This is a genomic window from Stenotrophomonas sp. STEN033 (assembly GCF_056856655.1).
In genome coordinates, this window is record NZ_JBXFWM010000040.1 from 22,553 (window position 1) to 39,818 (window position 17,266).

Below are 17,266 nucleotides of genomic sequence, written 5' to 3' on the forward strand. Positions count from 1 at the left end.
TTAGTCGCTGTCCTTTGCGCTTACCGCCCGGCGGAAGCAGTGGTTGCCTGCAGGGTGCGCCCATTCGCCGGCACGCTGGGGGCCGTCCGCGGTGCTGGTATCGAACTGCGCGCACAACTCGTAATGGGTGGGATCCAGGGCGCGGTAACGGTAGTCGGGCCCACCGCCGGGATCCTTGTAGGTCAGGACCATGCCGGGTTGCGCGGCCAGCGCGAGGATATTCGGCGGCAGCGCATCGTTCTCGCGCCAGTAGTTGCCGGCTGCGATTTCCAGCGTGCGCAGATGCGACACACGCGCCTCATCCAGCCGCTTGAGTCGTTGCTGCGACGGTGAATCGATCACCCAGACACCGGCTGCAATTGCGGCTGCAGTGACGATGCCGGTCGCCCAGAGTACGCGGGTGCCCCAAGCAGTGCGGCTCATGCCTCGACCTCCTCTTGGCGCAGGTCCCACAGGTAGTAACCGAACACCGTGCCGGCGATGGCACCCACCACCAGCACCTTGAGCACAAAGCGCAGGCTGAGGTCGCCACCGAGCAGGTTGAAGACCAGGGCGGTGAGGTCGCCGATCAGGACGGTGGCCGCCACGAACAGGGTCAGATAGGTGAGCCAGCGGCGTACCGGCGACAGCCGCTTGATCGGATGCCTGTCCACGTCGCGGCTGACGCGGTGGGCGGCGAAGACGAACACCGGGAAGGCGATGACCAAGGCCGAGATCGCCCAACGGATACCTCCGCTCAAGCGCATCAGCTGCCAATCGGGATCAGCCGGGTCGGGCAGGGCGTACTGGATAAGCTGGAACAGCAGGCTGCCCAGGTTCCAGGCAAAGAAGTACAAGGTACTGAACAGCACCAGATAGGCGAAGGCTTCGCGAGCCGACAGCGAGGCGCGTGGGCGTGGTACCGGTAGCGGGAAATCAACGTCGGCCCAACCGCCGAGTACGCCGCTGATCTGCTGTTCGCTCCAACCGGCGGCCAGCAGCGCGCTGCTGACCTGCTGGCGGCTGTGCCCGCGCATCAAGGCATCGCGGACAAAAGCTTCAAGTTCGGGGGAGGCCGAGGCCATCACATGCTCCTTGCAGGGATGAACGCAGCCTAGGCGGCCGGCTCAGTGCAATCAAGCGTCGATGGGCTCTTCTGCCTGGGCGGCCAGCATGCGTGCGCGCAGGGCATCCAATTCCATGCGCAGGGCCTGGTTCTCGGCGGTAAGCGAAGCCACGCGCTGGCGCAGGGCCTGCATTTCCGGGCTTTCGGCGGCGCCATCCAGGCCATCCGCTTCGGCCATGCTCAGCGGCTGTGCTTCGTCATCGGCATCCTCGCGTGCAGGCTTGGGCTTGCGCTTGGCATCGCGCACGCGCTTGGCGGCCTGCTTGAGTTCATCCTTGCCGCCACGGGCTGCCGCGCGCTGCTCTTCCTCCGGCAGGCTGGCCACGGTGGCGGCGGCACTGAGCGAGATCGCGCCCACGCGCATCGCCTCGATCACCTCGGCGGCGGCGTGCTCGTGGATCTTCTCGATCATCGTCACCTGGCTGGGACTGAGCTTGGCTTCGCGGGCCAGATCGGCCTTGGACAGCTTGGGCGCGGGCTCCCACGGCGGGGTGTCGGCATCGCTGTTGGCGTCGTTGATCGCAGCTTCACCGTCGCTCTCACGGCGCAGTTGCTCCTGTTCAGCCCGACGGCGGGTTTCCAGGATGTCGCGCTTGCGCAGGGCGAGCACGCCGCGCTGGTAATCGGAGACGCTGCGCCGGCCCAGGTGCTGCTCGATCATCCACAGGTGCACGTCATCCATGGACTTGAAGCGGGTGTTCTGCACGGTGTTGAACGGGATGCCATGCTTGGAACAGATGCCGTAACGGTTGTGCCCATCGATCAGTACATCGCCCCACAGCACCAGTGCGTCGCGGCAACCCTCGGCCAGCAGACTGCGCTCCAGCGCGTCGTGTTCGTCCTGCGTGAGCGGATCGATATAGGCCTTGAGTTCTTCGTTGACGATGATGTCCATGAGCGCTGCCAGAAACGTGGAGCGGCATTGTGAAGCCAGCACGAGCCGGGGCCAACCCTTGTATTTGCGGAAAATAACAGGTCCGTGTCGGTGCCCTACGGTGGTCGGCGTACCATGAACGCCAGCAACAAAGCCTTCGCAACCGGGAAAACTCATGAACACGCCCCATATCCGTGAACAGTGGCAGAGCCTTGCCGACCGTCTGTCGCTGCGCACCCGCGCGTTCATAAATGGGCAGTACGTGGACGCCGCATCGGGGGCCACTTTCGACTGCATCAGCCCGATTGACGGGCGCGTCCTGGGCCAGATCGCCGATGCTGGCCAGGTCGACATCGATCATGCGGTGGCGGCGGCGCGTCGCAGTTTCAGTGCGGGGCATTGGGCAGCACTGAAGCCGGCCAGGCGCAAGCAGGTCTTGCTGAAGTTGGCGGCCCTGGTGGAGGCGCATGCCGATGAGCTTGCCCTGCTCGAGACCCTGGACATGGGCAAACCGGTGGCGCAGGCACGGCAGGTGGATATCGGTGGGGTGATCCGCTGCATCCAGTGGACGGCGGAGGCGGTGGACAAGTTGTACGGCGAAGTGGCCCCGACCGGTGCCAACGAATTGGGCTTGATCACGCGCGAGCCACTGGGCGTGATCGGCGCCATCGTGCCGTGGAATTTCCCTTTGCTGATGGCAGCTTGGAAGATCGCGCCGGCACTGGCGGCCGGCAATTCGGTGGTGCTCAAGCCTTCGGAGAAGTCGCCTTTGAGCGCTTTGCGCTTCGCCGAGCTGGTGAGCGAAGCCGGTGTTCCGGATGGTGTGTTCAACGTGGTGCCCGGCACTGGCAAGGGCGCCGGCGAGCCGCTGGCGCTGCATATGGACGTGGATGGCTTGGTGTTCACCGGCTCCACTGCGGTTGGCAAGCGGCTGCTGCAATGTGCAGGTCTGTCCAACATGAAGCGCGCCTACATGGAATGCGGCGGCAAGAGCCCGAACATCGTGTTTGCCGATGCGCATGATCTGGACAAAGCAGCTGAGGCGGCGGCGAGCGCGATCTTCTACAACCAGGGTGAAGTGTGCACGGCCGGTTCGCGTCTGCTGGTGGAGCGTTCGATCAAGGACGCGTTTGTCGCCAAGGTGATCGAGCATGGCCGGCATATGCAACCTGCGCATCCGTTCGAGCCGAAGGCAGCCATGGGTGCGATGGTGGATGAAGCACAGACCCAGCGCGTGCTTGGTTACGTGGAGAAAGGTAGCGCGGAAGGCGCGCGGCTATTGCTGGGTGGCAAACGTGCGGATGTCGTTGCTGGCGGGTGCTACATCGAACCGACGGTGTTTGATGAAGTCAGTCCGCAACAGAGCATCGCCCGCGAGGAGATATTCGGCCCGGTGCTGTCGGTGATCGCGTTCGATGGCGAGCAGCACGCCTTGCAGTTGGCCAATGACACCGAGTATGGCTTGGCGGCCGGCGTATGGACGCGCGACGTGTCGCGTGCGCATCGTGTTGCGCGTGGCCTGCGAGCGGGCAGCGTATGGGTGAACTATTGGGACGGCGGCGACATGACTGCGCCGTTTGGTGGCTACAAGCAATCAGGCAATGGCCGCGACAAGTCCTTGCACGCTTTCGAAAAATACACCGAGATGAAGGCGACCTGGATCAATCTGGAAGGCTGATCTGCTCCCTCCCTTTGGCGTAAGCCAAGGGGAGGGCTGGGGAGGGGTTGGCTGTTGAGCTTCGGTTATTGCGTTTGAAACCCTGCAAGCAACAGCAAAAGCTACCCCCTCCCAACCTCCCCCTTGGCTGCGCCAAAAGGGGAGGGGCTTTTGCCCCCTCCTTTTCGCGTAGCGAAGGGGAGGGCTGGGGAGGGGTTGGCTGTTGAGCTTCGGTTATTGCGTTTGAAACCCTGCAAGCAACAGCAAAAGCTACCCCCTCCCAGCCTCCCCCTTGGCTACGCCAAAGGGGAGGGGCTTTTGCCCCCTCCCTTTCGCGTAGCGAAGGGGAGGGCTGGGGAGGGGTTGGCTGTTGAGCTTTGGCTGTTGCGTTTGAAGCCTTGCAAGCAACAGCAAAAGCTACCCCCTCCCAGCCTCCCCCTTGGCTACGCCAAAGGGGAGGGGCGGAGCATGCAGCTCGGATTTCACATTGGCTTACTCTTTTTCCTGCGCAACCACCGCGCCGGTCGCCGGGTCCAAACGCACCTCGACCTTCTCCCCGCTGGCGGTTCGGCCCTTGGCCTTCCACATGCCGTCATCCAGTTTTACATCGCTGACGCCGGTGTAGCCGGCGCCGGCGAGCTGTGCACGGATATCTGCCTCGCTCAGCTGCGATACCGCTTTGTCCGGGTAAACGGTGCCATTGCGCGGGTCGATCTTCACGTCGACCTGCTTGCCATCGGCGCTGGTTGCATCGGCCTCCCACATGCCGTCGTCGAACTTGACGTCCTTGATGTTGGTATAGCCTTGCGACTCAAGGTGCGCACGCACCTGCGGCGCGGTCAGTGCATCCTGCGCCTGGGCGATGCCGCTGCCGGCCAATGTCAGCGCGGCTGCAATCAATGCGGTACGTAGCGGTCGGTTGTTCATTGGTCTGCTCCTTCGGGTTCATCTTCATCGCGCTTCTGACGCGGGATCAACGCTAACCCCGCCAACCTGTATCGATCCGTGAATTTGTGCGGCTTCAACAGGCGACAATCGGATGCGGTTAATGGATGTGCATAGGAGTGCAAAAAAATGTTTTCAGGATGTTCATTCCTGCCGCAGTGGATGCTTGGGTCGGTGCGCGACAACCGGCAGCTGTAGTGCCGAGCCATGCTCGGCAGGGGCTTTGCAGATCAGCTGGGCGTGCGCAGACGTGCAGGAGCGAGGTGAGTCGCGAAGCCGACAAACCACCGGGTCGCAGAGATGCCTATCGCTGATGTGATGCATGCTTCGCGGCTTGCGCCGCTCCCACAACGCGTCCAGATGGGCGAGGGGGTGACGGAAACGTCTGGAAGTCACCGTCATGGGCAATGCATCCATGCGAGGGGCGATGCTGTGACCACCACCAGTGCCAACAGTTTCCAGCCCTCCCGGTGAAGATGGCAGCGTCGGCAAGCAACGGTGTCGGCTGCAACCAAATGACGGCCGCGGCGGCGCTGCATGGCAGACTGCGGCCATTATTTTTCCTGTCACGGCCATGTCCACCGCAGCCAGCTCCGCCCCTCTGAACTCCCCGCGCCGCGTCCTGGCGGCCAGTCTTGTCGGCACCACCATCGAGTTTTTCGACTTCTACATCTACGCCACGGCGGCGGTGCTGGTGTTTCCCAAGCTGTTCTTTCCCGAGAGCAGCAATGACGCCGCGCTGCTGCAGTCGTTGGCGACTTTTGCGGTGGCGTTCATCGCGCGGCCGGTGGGCTCGGCGGTGTTCGGGCACTACGGCGACCGGATCGGGCGCAAGGCAACGCTGGTTGCAGCACTGCTGACCATGGGATTGTCGACGGTGGCGATCGGGCTGTTGCCGACCTATCACGACATCGGCGTGACAGCGCCGCTGTTGCTGGCACTCTGTCGGTTTGGGCAGGGCCTCGGGCTTGGCGGGGAATGGGGCGGCGCGGTGTTGCTGGCGACCGAGAACGCGCCGCCGGGCAAGCGCGCCTGGTACGGGATGTTCCCGCAGTTGGGTGCGCCGCTGGGGTTCCTGCTGTCGGCCGGTACCTTCCTGTTGCTGGGGCGGGCTCTGGACGATGCCAGTTTCCTGTCCTGGGGCTGGCGCGTGCCGTTCGTCGCCAGTGCGTTGCTGGTGATCGTGGGGCTGTGGGTGCGCTTGAACATCCGCGAGACGCCGGATTTCCAGAAGGCGCTGGACCAGGGCCAGCGCGTGCGCCTGCCAATGCGTGAGGTGCTGGTCCGCCATGGCTTCGCGGTGGTCGTTGGCACCTTGGCGGCGTTCGCCACTTTCGTGCTGTTCTACCTGATGACGGTGTTCACGCTGGGCCACGGCACGTCGGTGCTGCGCTATGCGCGCGAGGACTTCCTGCTGCTGCAGATGGTCGGCATCCTGTTCTTCGCTGCCGGCATTCCATTGGCGGCGCTGTACGGCGATCGTCATGGTACGGTCAAGGCGATGTTGTGGGCGACGCTGGGCATCTTTGTATTCGGCCTGCTGTTCCAACCCCTGTTCCAGGCCGGGCATCCCTTGCAGGTATTGCTGTTCCTGTCGCTGGGCCTGTTCCTGATGGGCCTGACCTACGGACCCTGCGGCACGATGCTGGCCAGCCTGTATCCGGTGCAGGTGCGCTATACCGGCGCGTCGTTGTCATTCAATCTGGCGGGGATTCTGGGCGCCGCCCCCGCGCCTTATGCGGCGACCTGGCTGGCCGGAAAGTTCGGCATCGCCGCGGTTGGCGGCTATCTGTGCGGCACCGCGCTGCTGACGGCACTTGCGTTGTTGGCAATCCGCCGTTGGCAGCGGCAGGGTGCCGCAGGGACGCCGTAAGTCGCGACTACTGCCGGTCCCACACAAGACCGGCGACGTGTGCGCCTTGCGGCGTTCCTGCAGCGATGAAACGCAGGAGTAGCGGTGTTGCGATATCTGCTGGGCTTCACGCAGTCGCGCCACTCCCGCAAAGCGGATCAGCGGAACAGGCGCTTCAGCGTGCGTCCCAGCCAGCTGCCTTCCTGGTGCTCCCTGGCGAACTGGTTGAGGTGGCGCTTGACGTGCTCGGCATACGCCTTGTCATCACCACGGATGTGGTTGAACAGCCAGCGTGACAGCATGTTGCGCAGTTCGTCGGTGACGTCCTCGCCGGACTGGAAGCGCATGCGGTACTCGGAGACCCGCTTGCCGAATACTTCGTGCACGCGTTTGTGGGCGGCGCAGAAGGGGTAGCCGGCTTCTTCCATCAACTCTTCTTCAAAGGCGAAGTGCGACATGGTGTAGTCCACCAGTTCGTCGATGACTTCAGCCACGGCGACGCGCTCCAGACTCTTTTGAGCGACGTGCAGGTGGTTGAGCATCTCCACGATGCGCATGTGCTGGTGGTCGATGACCTCCACGCCCGTATTGAGATCGTCTTGCCAGACCAGTAGTGCCACCGCCACTTCTCCCTCTGTGTGCTTTGAGCTGCACTGTAGGGAGCGGTCCGGGAAGGCGCGTTGATCTGGATCAATGCCTGTAGCGGGGCAAGGATTTCATTCAGATATGGGGATGAGGGCTTTCAGTGCGTATCGGCACTGCAGACGCGGTTGCGTCCGGCGGCCTTGGCCAGGTACAGCTGGCGGTCGGCTTCGGTGATGAGCTGGTGCAGGTTGCCGCTGTGCAAGGGCATGCGGCAGACGCCGATGCTCACTGTCATGCTCAGGATGCTGTCGCCGAATGGCAGTCGCAAGGCGGCTACCGATTGCCGCACTTTCTCGAAGTGCGCGGCGCTGGCGGCTGCATCAAGGCCGGAAACCATCAGGCAGAACTCCTCGCCACCAAAGCGTGAGCTGATGTCCTGGCTGCGGGTGTTGGCCTGCAGTACCGAGGCGACCGCACGGATGGCCTGGTCGCCAGCCTCGTGGCCAAGGCTGTCGTTGATATGCTTGAAGTGATCGATATCGACCATGGCCACGGCGACCATACCGCCGTTGTCGACGGCGCTGAGCTGGCGCTGACTCTGCTCAAGGAAGCTGCGGCGGTTCGGCAGGCCGGTCAGGAAGTCGCGCGTGGCAAGATCCTGCAGCGTGCCGATCAGCTCAAGCTGGTCCACGTTCTGCGACACACGGCAGAAGAATTCCTCGCGCGAGAACGGTTTGCGCAGGAAGTCATTGGCGCCGTTCTTCAGGAACCGCGGGATCAACGACGGGTCCGAATTGCCGGAAATGCCGATCACCGCCACCTTGTCGCGTGCACGCAATGCGCGCAGCCGCCGGGTGAGCTCGACGCCCTGCATACCCGGCATCTCCTCGTCGACGATGACCAGTCGTATCGCCGGATCGGCCTCGATGGCACGCAGTGCCGCGTTGCCGTCGTCGGCTTCGATGACGTGGTAGCCGTACATCGTCAGCAGCGCAGACGCGTAGGCGCGTGCAGACGGCGAATCGTCCACCACCAAGGCGGCGATCCGGCGATTGCGCTCCATGCGCTGCACCAGCCAGACCAGGTAATCGACACTGCCGGGGGTGTTCTTCAGCACGTAGTCGATGATCTGCTGCTGCAGCACGCGCTTGCGCAGGTCCTCGTCGTAAACACCGCTGACCACGATGGTGGGCAGGCCGCGGTCGACGAAATACTGCACCACCTGGTCGCGGTCGCCATCGGCGAGCACCAGCCCGGTCAGGACCAGGAACCAGCCGTCTTCACGGTCCAGCAGTTCGCCGGCCTCGGCCAGGCTGGAGGCGACGCTGACCGGCAGTTCCAGTCGCTGCTCGATGGCCTCGCGCAGCATCGTGGTGAAGGTGCGCGAGTTCTCCACCAACAGGATGCGCTGGGGCAGGGGCGCGATCGACGGACTGTCAAAGGCGGCCTGTGGCGTGCTGGCAGTAGTGGCGAGAGTAGGGAGCATCGGAAGGTATAGCGGCCGCGGGCGCAAGAGCTTGAGGTTGTATGTGACCGGGAGTGGGGGTTGGCAAGCGCCAGCCCTGCACTCGCGGTGATCCGCGCCCTTCATCCCCGGTCCCCAATCCCCGCCTCACCACAACAGATCGCGCAGCTTGTACCAGGACATTGCCGCCACCAGCATCGGCATGCGCAAGGCCTTGCCGCCCGGGAATACGCCGTGTGGGATGCGTTCGAACACGTCCAGGCGCTGCGCCTGGCCGGCAATGGCGGCGGCGATCACTTCACCGGCCAGCCCGGTGCTGGCGACGCCGTGGCCGGAAAAACCCTGCGCGAAGTACACGTTCGGGGTGATCCGCCCCCAGTGCGGGGCGCGGTTGCGGGTGATGTCGATATAGCCGCCCCAGACGTATTCCATCTCCACATCGGCCAGCTGCGGGAATACCCGGCGCATGCGTCGGGTCATGCTGGCGCGCAGTCCCGGTGGCGGCAGCGCGGAGTAATTGGCTTGGCCGCCGAACAGCAGGCGGTGGTCGCGACTGAGGCGGAAGTAGTCCAGCGCCCAATTGACGTCGGCCACGGCCATGTCGTTGCGGATCAGTGCCCGTGCGCGCTCGGCACCCAGTGGCCGGGTGGCGCCGATATAGGTGCCGACCGGCATCATCCGGGTTTCCAGCTCGGGGGCGATGTCCTGCAGCCAGGCGTTGCCGGCCAGGATGATGAAATCGGCGTCAACGCGGCCGTGGGCGGTGATCAGCGCTGCTTGCGGGCCGCGTTCAAGCCGGGTGACCGCGGATTGCTCATGGATGGTGACACCAGCGGCTTCAGCGGCCTGGGCCAGGCCCTGCGCATAAGCCAGCGGATGCAGGTGGCCGCTGGCAGCGTCGTAGACAGCGCCCAGGTAGCGTTCGCTGGCCAGTTCCTGCTGCAGGCGTGGGCGGTCCCACCATTCCAGCGGGTAGTCATAGCGTTGCGCCATGCGCTCGATGTCATTGCGCAGGGCGCGTTCCTGGCGCGGCTGGATCGGCACGCTGGCGTGGCCGTCGCGCCAGTCGCAGTCGATGCCGTGGCGAGCAATGCGCTGCTTGAGCATGTGCATGCCTTCGCGCGAGAAATCGAACAGCAGCCGCGCATCGGCGTCACCCACCAGGGTTTCCAGCGTGTCCTGTTCGCAGCCATAGCCGACGATGGCTTGGCCGCCGTTGCGGCCAGAAGCGCCCCAGCCCACGCGTTCGGCTTCCAGTACGGTGACCTTGTAGCCCTTTTCAGCCAGTGCCAATGCGGCGGTCAGGCCGGTGTAGCCGGCGCCGAGCACGGCCACATCGGCGCGCGCCTGGCCCCGCAGGGGCGCGCGTAGCGGAAGCTCGGGTTGGCTGGCGGCATACCAGCTTGGGGGGTAAACGGATGCAGCGGCGTCCACGGACATCTGGCCGAATCAGGGGTGGGAAGTGTAGCGACACCGGCGTATGCAGCGTGCGCAGGCCGGTGAAGAACCCGCATAGTGTGCCTTGCCTTACTTGAATCGCGGATGGCGCTTGGTTGCCTAAACAGCGGGGCAGGGGTAGCGTGCAGGCACGTCTCATGAACTTCATCCATGGCCAGCCTGCCGCTGGTCGGCTTGCCCAGCGACAGCAAACCGATCGGCTCCCATCCGTTTCTTGTCGTTGGTGAAAAATACGTGCGGGCCGTTGTCGACGGCGCGCAGGCCATGCCGCTGCTGCTGCCTTTGCTGCAACCGCCGCTACCGCCGGAAGCCTGGTTGGCGACGCTGGATGGCCTGCTGCTGACCGGTGCAACTAGCAACATCGAGCCGTACCACTACGATGGCGGCGACAGCTGGCCGGGCAATCCGCACGATCCGGCGCGCGATGCCAACGTATTCGGGCTGATCCCGCAGGCGCTGGCGCTGGGCATGCCGATCCTGGCGATCTGCCGTGGTTTCCAGGAGGTGAATGTCGCTTTTGGCGGCAGCCTGCATCCGAAAGTACATGAAGTGCCGGGGCTGGCCGATCACCGTGAAAACCCGGTGTCATCATTGGAAGTGCAATATGGGCCGGCGCATGCGTTGCAACTGAGCCCGGGTGGTTTGCTGGCAGGCATTGCCGGCGGCAGCGAGGTGATGGTCAACTCGGTGCACGGGCAAGGCGTGGCCAGGCTGGGCGAAGGGCTGCAGGTCGAGGCCCGCGCGCCGGACGGGCTGATCGAGGCGTTTCGTGGCAGCGGACCGTCGTTCCTGCTCGGCCTGCAGTTCCACCCGGAATGGCGGGTTACCGAAAACCCGTTCTATCTGGGCATATTCCAAGCCTTCGGCGAGGCCTGTCGCCGCTATCGGTCACACAAACAAGTTGGTTCCCCATGACGTCGCGCCCCCGCACCCGCAGCCGTAAAACCGCCATTGCCGTACAGGAAGAAAGCCTGTTGCTGCGCTGGCTCAAGGAGCGGCACATCACCGAGGTTGAATGTCTGGTGCCGGATATCACCGGCAACGCGCGCGGCAAGATCATCCCGGCCGACAAGTTCTCGCACGATTACGGCACACGCCTGCCCGAGGGCATCTTTGCCACCACGGTGACCGGCGACTACCCGGACGACTACTACGAGCTGACCTCGCCGGCCGACGCGGACATGATCCTGCGCCCGGACCCGGACACCGTGCGGATGGTGCCGTGGGCGACCGATCCCACCGCGCAGATCATCCACGACTGCTACACCAAGAATGGCCAGCCGCATGAACTGGCACCGCGCAATGTATTGCGGCGGGTACTGGCTGCGTACGAGGAGCTTGGACTGAAGCCGGTGGTGGCGCCGGAAGTGGAGTTCTTCCTGGTGCAGAAGAACACCGATCCGGATTTCCCGCTGCTGCCGCCTGCTGGCCGCTCCGGTCGCCCGGAGACGGCACGTCAGTCGTATTCGATCGATGCGGTCAATGAATTCGATCCCATCCTCGACCTGATGTACGACTATTGCGATGCGATGAAGCTGGACGTGGATACCTTGATCCACGAATCCGGCGCCGCGCAGTTGGAAGTCAATTTCACCCATTCCGACGCGATGTCGCTGGCCGACCAGGTCTTCCTGTTCAAGCGAACCATGCGTGAGGCGGCGCTGCGTCACGGCATCTATGCCACCTTCCTGGCCAAGCCGATGGAGACCGAACCCGGCAGCGCCATGCACATCCACCAGAGCCTGGTGCGCATTGTCGATGGTCGCAATGTGTTTGCTGGCCACGCCGAAGGCGAGTACAGCGAGACTTTCGACAACTACCTGGCCGGCCTGCAGAAGTACGTGCCTGCGGCGATGGGCTTCTTTGCCCCGAACGTGAACTCCTATCGCCGGCTGGTGTTCGGCGAGGTATCGCCGAGCAATGTGGAATGGGGCTTCGACAACCGCACCTGCGGCCTGCGTGTGCCGATGGACAGCCTGGAGAACAATCGCGTGGAGAGCCGTTTTGCCGGTTCCGACGCCAATCCCTACCTGGCGATGGCGGCGACGCTGGCCTGTGGCCTGCTGGGCATCCGCGAGAAGTTGACCCCGACCACCCCGATCAGCGGCAACGCCAAGGAGCTGGGCTACGAACTGCCGCGCTCGCTGGGCGAGTCGCTGGATGCGCTGGAGGGCTGCGAAGCCCTGCAGGAGCTACTGGGGCGCCGTTTCTGCCGCGCCTATGTCTCGGTCAAACGCAAGGAATACGAGACCTTCTTCCGCGTGATCAGCTCCTGGGAGCGCGAATTCCTGCTGCTGAATGTTTGACCGCAAGGCTTGGCTCCCTCCCTTTTGCGTAGCAAAGGGGAGGGTTGGGGAGGGGGTTGCTGTTGAGCTTTGGCTCCGGCGTTTGAAGCCTGCAGGCAACGGCTGCAGCTACCCCCTCCCAGCCTCCTCTTTAGGCTGTGCCAAAGGGGAGGGGCGGTGCATGCAGCTCTGCTCCCTCCCTTTGGCGCAAGCCAAGGGGAGGGCTGGGGAGGGGGAGCTCTGCTGTGGCGTTTCAAGTGTTGCCAGCTTCGCGGCTCACGCCGCTCCCACAAGCCCTACATCCAACTTCTACACACGAAGCCGCCGCAGATGGGACAATATGCCCACTTCCCGGCCTGGCCGGTCCCCCATACCGCTCCCGGATCCCACTGGAGAACCCATGAATCTGCGCATTCTCACCGTTGGTGTCGCCATCTCCCTGCTCGCTGCCTGCGGCGGCAAGGAAGAGGGCGCCAAGCCCGCCGAAGGCGGCGAGGCCAAGGTCCTCAACGTCTACAACTACTCGGACTACATCGCCGAGGACACCATCCCGAACTTCGAGAAGACCACCGGCATCAAGGTCACCTACGACGTGTTCGACAGTGACGAGATGGTCGAGACCAAGTTGCTGACCGGCGACAGCGGTTACGACATCGTGGTGCCGACGCTGAACTTCTTCGGTCGCCAGATCCAGGCCGGCGTGTTCCTGCCGCTGGACAAGAGCAAGATCCCGAACCTGGCCAACCTCGACCCGGCGGTGATGCAGCGCATTGCCGGCCAGGACCCGGGCAACCAGTACGGCGTGCCGTACATGATGGGCAGCACCGGCATCGGCTACAACGTGGCCAAGCTGAAGGAGCGTTTCGGCGGCAGCGCTGACATCGCCAACAGCTGGGACCTGGTGTTCAAGCCGGAAAACATCGCCAAGATGAAGGACTGCGGCGTGACCCTGCTGGACACCCCGGCCGACATGATTCCGGTGGCTCTGCACTACCTGGGCGAAGACCCGCACAGCGCCGACCCGGCCGTGCTGCAGAAGGCGGCCGACCTGCTGAAGTCGATCCGCCCGTACGTGCAGAACTTCCACTCCTCGCAGTACGTGGGTTCGCTGGCCAATGGCAGCACCTGCCTGGTGGTGGGCTGGTCGGGCGACATCATCCAGGCCCGTGACCGCGCCGAAGAAGCCAAGAACGGCGTGGAAGTGGCGTATTCCATTCCGAAGGAAGGCGCACCGCAGTGGTTCGACATGCTGGCCATCCCGAAGGATGCCAAGCACCCGGGCAACGCCTATGCCTTCATCAACTACCTGCTGGAGCCGGAGGTAGCGGCCAAGAACACCAACGTGACCCACTACGCCAACCCGGTGAAGTCGGCCACCTCGCTGGTCGACCCGGCCATCCGCGACGACAAGACCATCTACCCGGCCGAGGATGTGGCCGCCAAGATGTTCACCTACGCGATCAACAGCCCGGAGACGGACAAGCTGTATACCCGTCTGTGGACCGAGATCAAGACCGGTCGTTGATTTCACAGGCTGGTTTTGCGTGTGAGTGTTTACAACGCCTCCCTCTTGCAGGGAGGCGTTGTTGTTTGAGGCCTTCGTGCGCTGTCGGTTGCCAGTGGAGATGGCGAAACCGGCGCTTGGCCCCTCCCTTTGGCGCAGCCAAGGGGGTAAAGAAGGCCTGCTTGCGCGCCATTGGCGCGCGGCCTGATGAACGACCGAAGGCTGCGCCTTCGGGCCGGACGGGCTGGGGAGGGGTAAGTTTTTGTGGCCCTTCGGGAGTTGCCAGCTTCGCGGCGGACGGCGCTCCTGCAGGTTCTGCTCGGAACGCCCCTGCCGAGCATGACTCGGCACTACCGCGGGGCGCACGCGCTGCGGCTTGGCTTGTCTCCCTCCCTTTGGCGTAGCCAAGGGGAGGGCTGGGGACGGGTAAGCCTTTGTGGCCTTTCGCGCATTACCAGCCTCGCGGCGGACGCCGCTGCTACGGCCTGCGCACCTTCACATCGGCCCCAACCGCCACAGCCAGCGGTGTCGCCGACAAAAATGGGGGGCTAAACTACGCCCGTTTGTTCATCTGCCTGCTTCCGGAGCCCCTACATGCCCGTTGACGCCAAGCCGGACCCGATCGCCCTCAGCAGCGAGCCCGGCTATCTCTCCATTCGCGATCTGCGCAAGGAATTCGATGGCTTTGTCGCCGTCGATGACGTCAACCTGGACGTTCGCAAGGGCGAGATCTTCGCCCTGCTGGGCGGTTCGGGCAGTGGCAAGTCCACCCTGTTGCGCTGCCTGGCCGGCTTCGAGACGCCGACCAAGGGCAGCATCCTGCTCGACGGCCAGCCGATCACCGCGCTGCCGCCCTACGAGCGGCCAATCAACATGATGTTCCAGTCCTATGCGCTGTTCCCGCACATGACGGTGGAGCAGAACATCGCCTTCGGCCTGAAGCAGGACGGCATGGCCAAGGATGCGATCGCCCGCCGCGTCGGCGAGATGCTGGAGCTGGTACAGCTGCAGAAGCTGGGCAAGCGCAAGCCGCACCAGCTCTCCGGTGGCCAGCAGCAGCGCGTGGCGCTGGCGCGGTCGCTGGCCAAGAGCCCCAAGCTGTTGTTGCTGGACGAACCAATGGGCGCGCTGGACAAGAAGCTGCGTTCGAAGATGCAGTTGGAGCTGGTCAACATCATCGAGCAACTGGGCGTCACCTGCGTCATGGTCACCCATGACCAGGAAGAAGCCATGACCATGGCCACCCGCATCGCGGTGATGGACCAGGGCTGGATCCAGCAGATCGGCAAGCCGGACGATATCTACGAACAGCCGGCCAACCGCTTTGTTGCCAGCTTCATCGGCTCGGTCAACCTGTTCGAGGGCGTGATCGACGAGGATCTGCCCGAGTACGTCACCGTGCGCACCGCCGACTTCCCGGCGCCGATCTATGTCGGCCACGGCATCACCGGTTATGAAGGCCAGCCGGTGGCGTTCGCGCTGCGCCCGGAAAAGGTGCATATCGCCAAGGAAGAGCCCGAGGGTGAAACCAACAAGGCGTTTGGCGTGGTCGAGGACATTGCCTATTTCGGCAGCCACTCGGTCTACCACGTGCGCCTGCCCAGTGGTGCCAAGATCCTGTCCAACTTCGCCAACATGAAGCGCTGGGACAGTGACGGCATCACCTGGAACGACGAAGTCTGGGTGTCCTGGGACGACAACGACGGCGTGGTGCTGACCTCATGAGCGCGACCCGTCCACTCACCAGCGGTTGGCGGCGTTGGCTGCCGGGTGCACGCGCGGGTGTGATCGGCGTGCCGTACCTGTGGCTGCTGCTGTTCTTCGCGATCCCGTTCCTGATCGTGCTGAAGATCTCCTTCGCCAAGATGGCGGTGGCGATGCCGCCGTATACCTCCATCGTGGAATACGTGGACAACGCGTTCACGGTCAATCTCAACCTGGGCAACTACACCGCGCTGTTCACCGACAGCCAGTACGTGGTGGCCTACCTGAGCTCGATCAAGATCGCGGTGATCTCGACCTTGCTGACCCTGCTGATCGGCTACCCGATGGCCTATGTGATCTCGCGCATGTCGCCGTCGGCGCGCAACATCGCGATGATGCTGGTGGTACTGCCGTCGTGGACCTCGTTCCTGATCCGCGTCTATGCCTGGATCGGCATCCTCGACAGCAATGGCCTGATCAACCGCACGCTGATGAGCATGGGTCTGATCGACGAACCGCTGCGCATCCTCTATACCCCGGTGGCGGCCTATATCGGCATCGTCTACTGCTACCTGCCGTTCATGGTGCTGCCGCTGTACGCCAACCTGGTCAAGCTTGACCATCGCTTGCTGGAGGCGGCCTACGACCTCGGCGCCAAGCCCTGGCAGGCCTTCCTTCGCATCACCTTGCCGCTGTCGCGCAGCGGCATCATCGCCGGCTGCATGCTGGTGATGATCCCGGCGGTGGGTGAGTTCGTGATCCCGGAAATGCTGGGTGGCCCGGATACGCTGATGATCGGCCGCGTACTGTGGGGCGAGTTCTTCAACAACCGCGACTGGCCGCTGGCCTCGGCGGTGGCGATCGTGATGCTGATCCTGCTGCTGATCCCCATCATCATCTTCAACCGGTCCCAGCAGCGTGAGCTGGAAGGGAAGCTGGCATGAGCATGACCCGGCGTAGTTCCTGGTTGGGTTGGAGCATCCTGCTGCTCGGCTTTGCGTTCCTGTACCTGCCGATCCTGTTGTTGATGGTGTATTCGTTCAACTCCTCGCGTCTGGCGACGGTGTGGGCGGGCTTCTCGACGCAGTGGTACGGCGAGCTGTTCCGTGACCGCCAACTACTGCAGGCGGCGTGGATCAGCATCAAGATCGCGTTCTGGACCGCGAGCGCGGCAATGGTGATCGGCACCATGGCGGCGATGGCGATGACCCGTTTCAAGCGTTTCCCCAGCAAAACCATCTTCGGTGCCCTGGTGACCGCGCCGCTGGTGATGCCGGAAGTGATCATCGGCCTGTCGATCCTGCTGATGCTGGTGTCGATGGGCGGCCTGTTCGGCCTGCCGTCCAAGGGCGTGGTGGCGATCTGGATCGCGCATGTCACCTTCACCATTTCCTTCGTGACGGTGGTGGTGTCCTCGCGCCTGCAGGAGCTGGACCGCTCGCTGGAAGAAGCGGCGATGGACCTGGGTGCAAACCGGATCAAGGTGTTTTTCCTGATCACCTTGCCAATCATCGCCCCGGCGCTGCTGTCCGGCTGGCTGCTGGCCTTCACCCTGTCGCTGGATGACGTGGTGATTGCCAGCTTCGTTGCCGGCCCCAGTTCGACCACCTTGCCGATGAAGATCTTCGCCTCGGTGCGCATGGGCGTCAGCCCCAAGATCAACGCCCTGGCCACGTTGATGGTGCTGGCGGTGTCGACGGTGGCGGTGCTGGGCTGGTGGATTTCGGCCCGCGCAGAGAAGCGTCGCCAGCGCGACATGCAGCTGGCGCTGCAGGAAAACGGCTGAGGGGCAAATGTAGTCCCGAGCCATGCTCGGCAGGGGCTTTTAGCAG

Annotated in this window: 15 protein-coding genes; 8 read left to right on the plus strand and 7 right to left on the minus strand. The window is 63.8% G+C overall.

Annotated features, from left to right (window positions below; translation table 11 throughout):
- From AC1VXC_RS13705 to AC1VXC_RS13715, 3 genes are read right to left on the minus strand one after another with little or no spacing between them, the layout of a single operon-like run.
- Positions 1 to 423, minus strand: a complete 423-nt coding sequence (locus AC1VXC_RS13705; RefSeq protein WP_313169462.1) for a hypothetical protein — start codon at positions 421 to 423, stop codon at positions 1 to 3.
- The gene (locus tag AC1VXC_RS13710; protein WP_313493646.1) at positions 420 to 1,064 is read right to left on the minus strand and encodes a DUF5671 domain-containing protein; all 645 of its coding nucleotides are present in this window, start codon (positions 1,062 to 1,064) and stop codon (positions 420 to 422) included. Before AC1VXC_RS13710 ends, AC1VXC_RS13705 begins: the two co-directional genes overlap by 4 nt.
- 51 nt (positions 1,065 to 1,115) lie before the next feature.
- Positions 1,116 to 2,000, minus strand: a complete 885-nt coding sequence (locus tag AC1VXC_RS13715) for a plasmid replication/partition related protein (protein WP_313493647.1) — start codon at positions 1,998 to 2,000, stop codon at positions 1,116 to 1,118.
- A 154-nt stretch (positions 2,001 to 2,154) separates the two neighbouring features.
- On the opposite strand from AC1VXC_RS13715, the gene AC1VXC_RS13720 reads away from it, so the two are divergent.
- Positions 2,155 to 3,657 carry an aldehyde dehydrogenase gene (locus AC1VXC_RS13720; protein WP_481538916.1) on the plus strand — a complete coding sequence of 501 codons (1,503 nt, stop codon included), beginning with the start codon at positions 2,155 to 2,157 and terminating at the stop codon, positions 3,655 to 3,657.
- A 471-nt stretch (positions 3,658 to 4,128) separates the two neighbouring features.
- Here AC1VXC_RS13720 and AC1VXC_RS13725 read toward each other — a convergent pair whose 3' ends face one another.
- Positions 4,129 to 4,563, minus strand: a complete 435-nt coding sequence (locus AC1VXC_RS13725; RefSeq protein ID WP_481538915.1) for a PepSY domain-containing protein — start codon at positions 4,561 to 4,563, stop codon at positions 4,129 to 4,131.
- 592 nt (positions 4,564 to 5,155) lie between these two features.
- Here AC1VXC_RS13725 and AC1VXC_RS13730 point away from each other — a divergent pair.
- A complete protein-coding gene (locus AC1VXC_RS13730) occupies positions 5,156 to 6,454 on the plus strand; it encodes an MFS transporter (protein ID WP_313169470.1) in 1,299 nt (432 codons plus the stop codon).
- A gap of 137 nt (positions 6,455 to 6,591) precedes the next feature.
- Here AC1VXC_RS13730 and AC1VXC_RS13735 read toward each other — a convergent pair whose 3' ends face one another.
- The 3 genes from AC1VXC_RS13735 to AC1VXC_RS13745 all read right to left on the minus strand — a co-directional run bounded on the left by AC1VXC_RS13735 (position 6,592) and on the right by AC1VXC_RS13745 (position 9,923).
- Entirely contained in the window at positions 6,592 to 7,053 is a 462-nt protein-coding gene (locus AC1VXC_RS13735) for a bacteriohemerythrin (RefSeq protein ID WP_313493651.1), read from the minus strand.
- A 122-nt stretch (positions 7,054 to 7,175) separates the two neighbouring features.
- Positions 7,176 to 8,504, minus strand: coding sequence for a GGDEF domain-containing response regulator (locus AC1VXC_RS13740; protein ID WP_313169474.1), 1,329 nt, complete (start codon positions 8,502 to 8,504; stop codon positions 7,176 to 7,178).
- A 126-nt stretch (positions 8,505 to 8,630) separates the two neighbouring features.
- Complete coding sequence (locus AC1VXC_RS13745) at positions 8,631 to 9,923, minus strand: NAD(P)/FAD-dependent oxidoreductase (protein WP_313169476.1); 1,293 nt, start codon at positions 9,921 to 9,923, stop codon at positions 8,631 to 8,633.
- 168 nt (positions 9,924 to 10,091) lie between these two features.
- Here AC1VXC_RS13745 and AC1VXC_RS13750 point away from each other — a divergent pair, with 168 nt between their 5' ends.
- The 6 genes from AC1VXC_RS13750 to AC1VXC_RS13775 all read left to right on the plus strand — a co-directional run bounded on the left by AC1VXC_RS13750 (position 10,092) and on the right by AC1VXC_RS13775 (position 17,220).
- The gene (locus tag AC1VXC_RS13750; protein ID WP_481538914.1) at positions 10,092 to 10,856 is read left to right on the plus strand and encodes a gamma-glutamyl-gamma-aminobutyrate hydrolase family protein; all 765 of its coding nucleotides are present in this window, start codon (positions 10,092 to 10,094) and stop codon (positions 10,854 to 10,856) included.
- Positions 10,853 to 12,247 carry a glutamine synthetase family protein gene (locus AC1VXC_RS13755; protein WP_313169480.1) on the plus strand — a complete coding sequence of 465 codons (1,395 nt, stop codon included), beginning with the start codon at positions 10,853 to 10,855 and terminating at the stop codon, positions 12,245 to 12,247. The genes AC1VXC_RS13750 and AC1VXC_RS13755 overlap by 4 nt, the downstream gene beginning before the upstream one ends.
- Positions 12,248 to 12,626: 379 nt before the next feature.
- Positions 12,627 to 13,751, plus strand: coding sequence for a polyamine ABC transporter substrate-binding protein (locus AC1VXC_RS13760; protein ID WP_312914405.1), 1,125 nt, complete (start codon positions 12,627 to 12,629; stop codon positions 13,749 to 13,751).
- Between the two features lie 573 nt (positions 13,752 to 14,324).
- Positions 14,325 to 15,455 (plus strand): ABC transporter ATP-binding protein, encoded by a 1,131-nt coding sequence (locus AC1VXC_RS13765; RefSeq protein ID WP_313169481.1) that lies wholly within the window; start codon positions 14,325 to 14,327, stop codon positions 15,453 to 15,455.
- A complete protein-coding gene (locus tag AC1VXC_RS13770; protein WP_293706775.1) occupies positions 15,452 to 16,378 on the plus strand; it encodes an ABC transporter permease subunit in 927 nt (308 codons plus the stop codon). Before AC1VXC_RS13765 ends, AC1VXC_RS13770 begins: the two co-directional genes overlap by 4 nt.
- Positions 16,375 to 17,220, plus strand: coding sequence for an ABC transporter permease subunit (locus AC1VXC_RS13775; RefSeq protein ID WP_293706776.1), 846 nt, complete (start codon positions 16,375 to 16,377; stop codon positions 17,218 to 17,220). The genes AC1VXC_RS13770 and AC1VXC_RS13775 overlap by 4 nt, the downstream gene beginning before the upstream one ends.
- Positions 17,221 to 17,266 lie beyond the last annotated feature (46 nt).

Coding starts and splice junctions, on each gene's coding strand:
- AC1VXC_RS13765 (WP_313169481.1), top strand. CDS start 14,325: ATGCCCGTTGACGCCAAGCCGGACCCGATCGCCCTCAGCAGCGAGCCC.
- AC1VXC_RS13760 (WP_312914405.1), top strand. CDS start 12,627: ATGAATCTGCGCATTCTCACCGTTGGTGTCGCCATCTCCCTGCTCGCT.
- AC1VXC_RS13740 (WP_313169474.1), bottom strand. CDS start 8,504: ATGCTCCCTACTCTCGCCACTACTGCCAGCACGCCACAGGCCGCCTTT.
- AC1VXC_RS13775 (WP_293706776.1), top strand. CDS start 16,375: ATGAGCATGACCCGGCGTAGTTCCTGGTTGGGTTGGAGCATCCTGCTG.
- AC1VXC_RS13770 (WP_293706775.1), top strand. CDS start 15,452: ATGAGCGCGACCCGTCCACTCACCAGCGGTTGGCGGCGTTGGCTGCCG.
- AC1VXC_RS13715 (WP_313493647.1), bottom strand. CDS start 2,000: ATGGACATCATCGTCAACGAAGAACTCAAGGCCTATATCGATCCGCTC.
- AC1VXC_RS13705 (WP_313169462.1), bottom strand. CDS start 423: ATGAGCCGCACTGCTTGGGGCACCCGCGTACTCTGGGCGACCGGCATC.
- AC1VXC_RS13710 (WP_313493646.1), bottom strand. CDS start 1,064: ATGGCCTCGGCCTCCCCCGAACTTGAAGCTTTTGTCCGCGATGCCTTG.
- AC1VXC_RS13755 (WP_313169480.1), top strand. CDS start 10,853: ATGACGTCGCGCCCCCGCACCCGCAGCCGTAAAACCGCCATTGCCGTA.
- AC1VXC_RS13745 (WP_313169476.1), bottom strand. CDS start 9,923: ATGTCCGTGGACGCCGCTGCATCCGTTTACCCCCCAAGCTGGTATGCC.
- AC1VXC_RS13720 (WP_481538916.1), top strand. CDS start 2,155: ATGAACACGCCCCATATCCGTGAACAGTGGCAGAGCCTTGCCGACCGT.
- AC1VXC_RS13750 (WP_481538914.1), top strand. CDS start 10,092: ATGGCCAGCCTGCCGCTGGTCGGCTTGCCCAGCGACAGCAAACCGATC.
- AC1VXC_RS13725 (WP_481538915.1), bottom strand. CDS start 4,563: ATGAACAACCGACCGCTACGTACCGCATTGATTGCAGCCGCGCTGACA.
- AC1VXC_RS13730 (WP_313169470.1), top strand. CDS start 5,156: ATGTCCACCGCAGCCAGCTCCGCCCCTCTGAACTCCCCGCGCCGCGTC.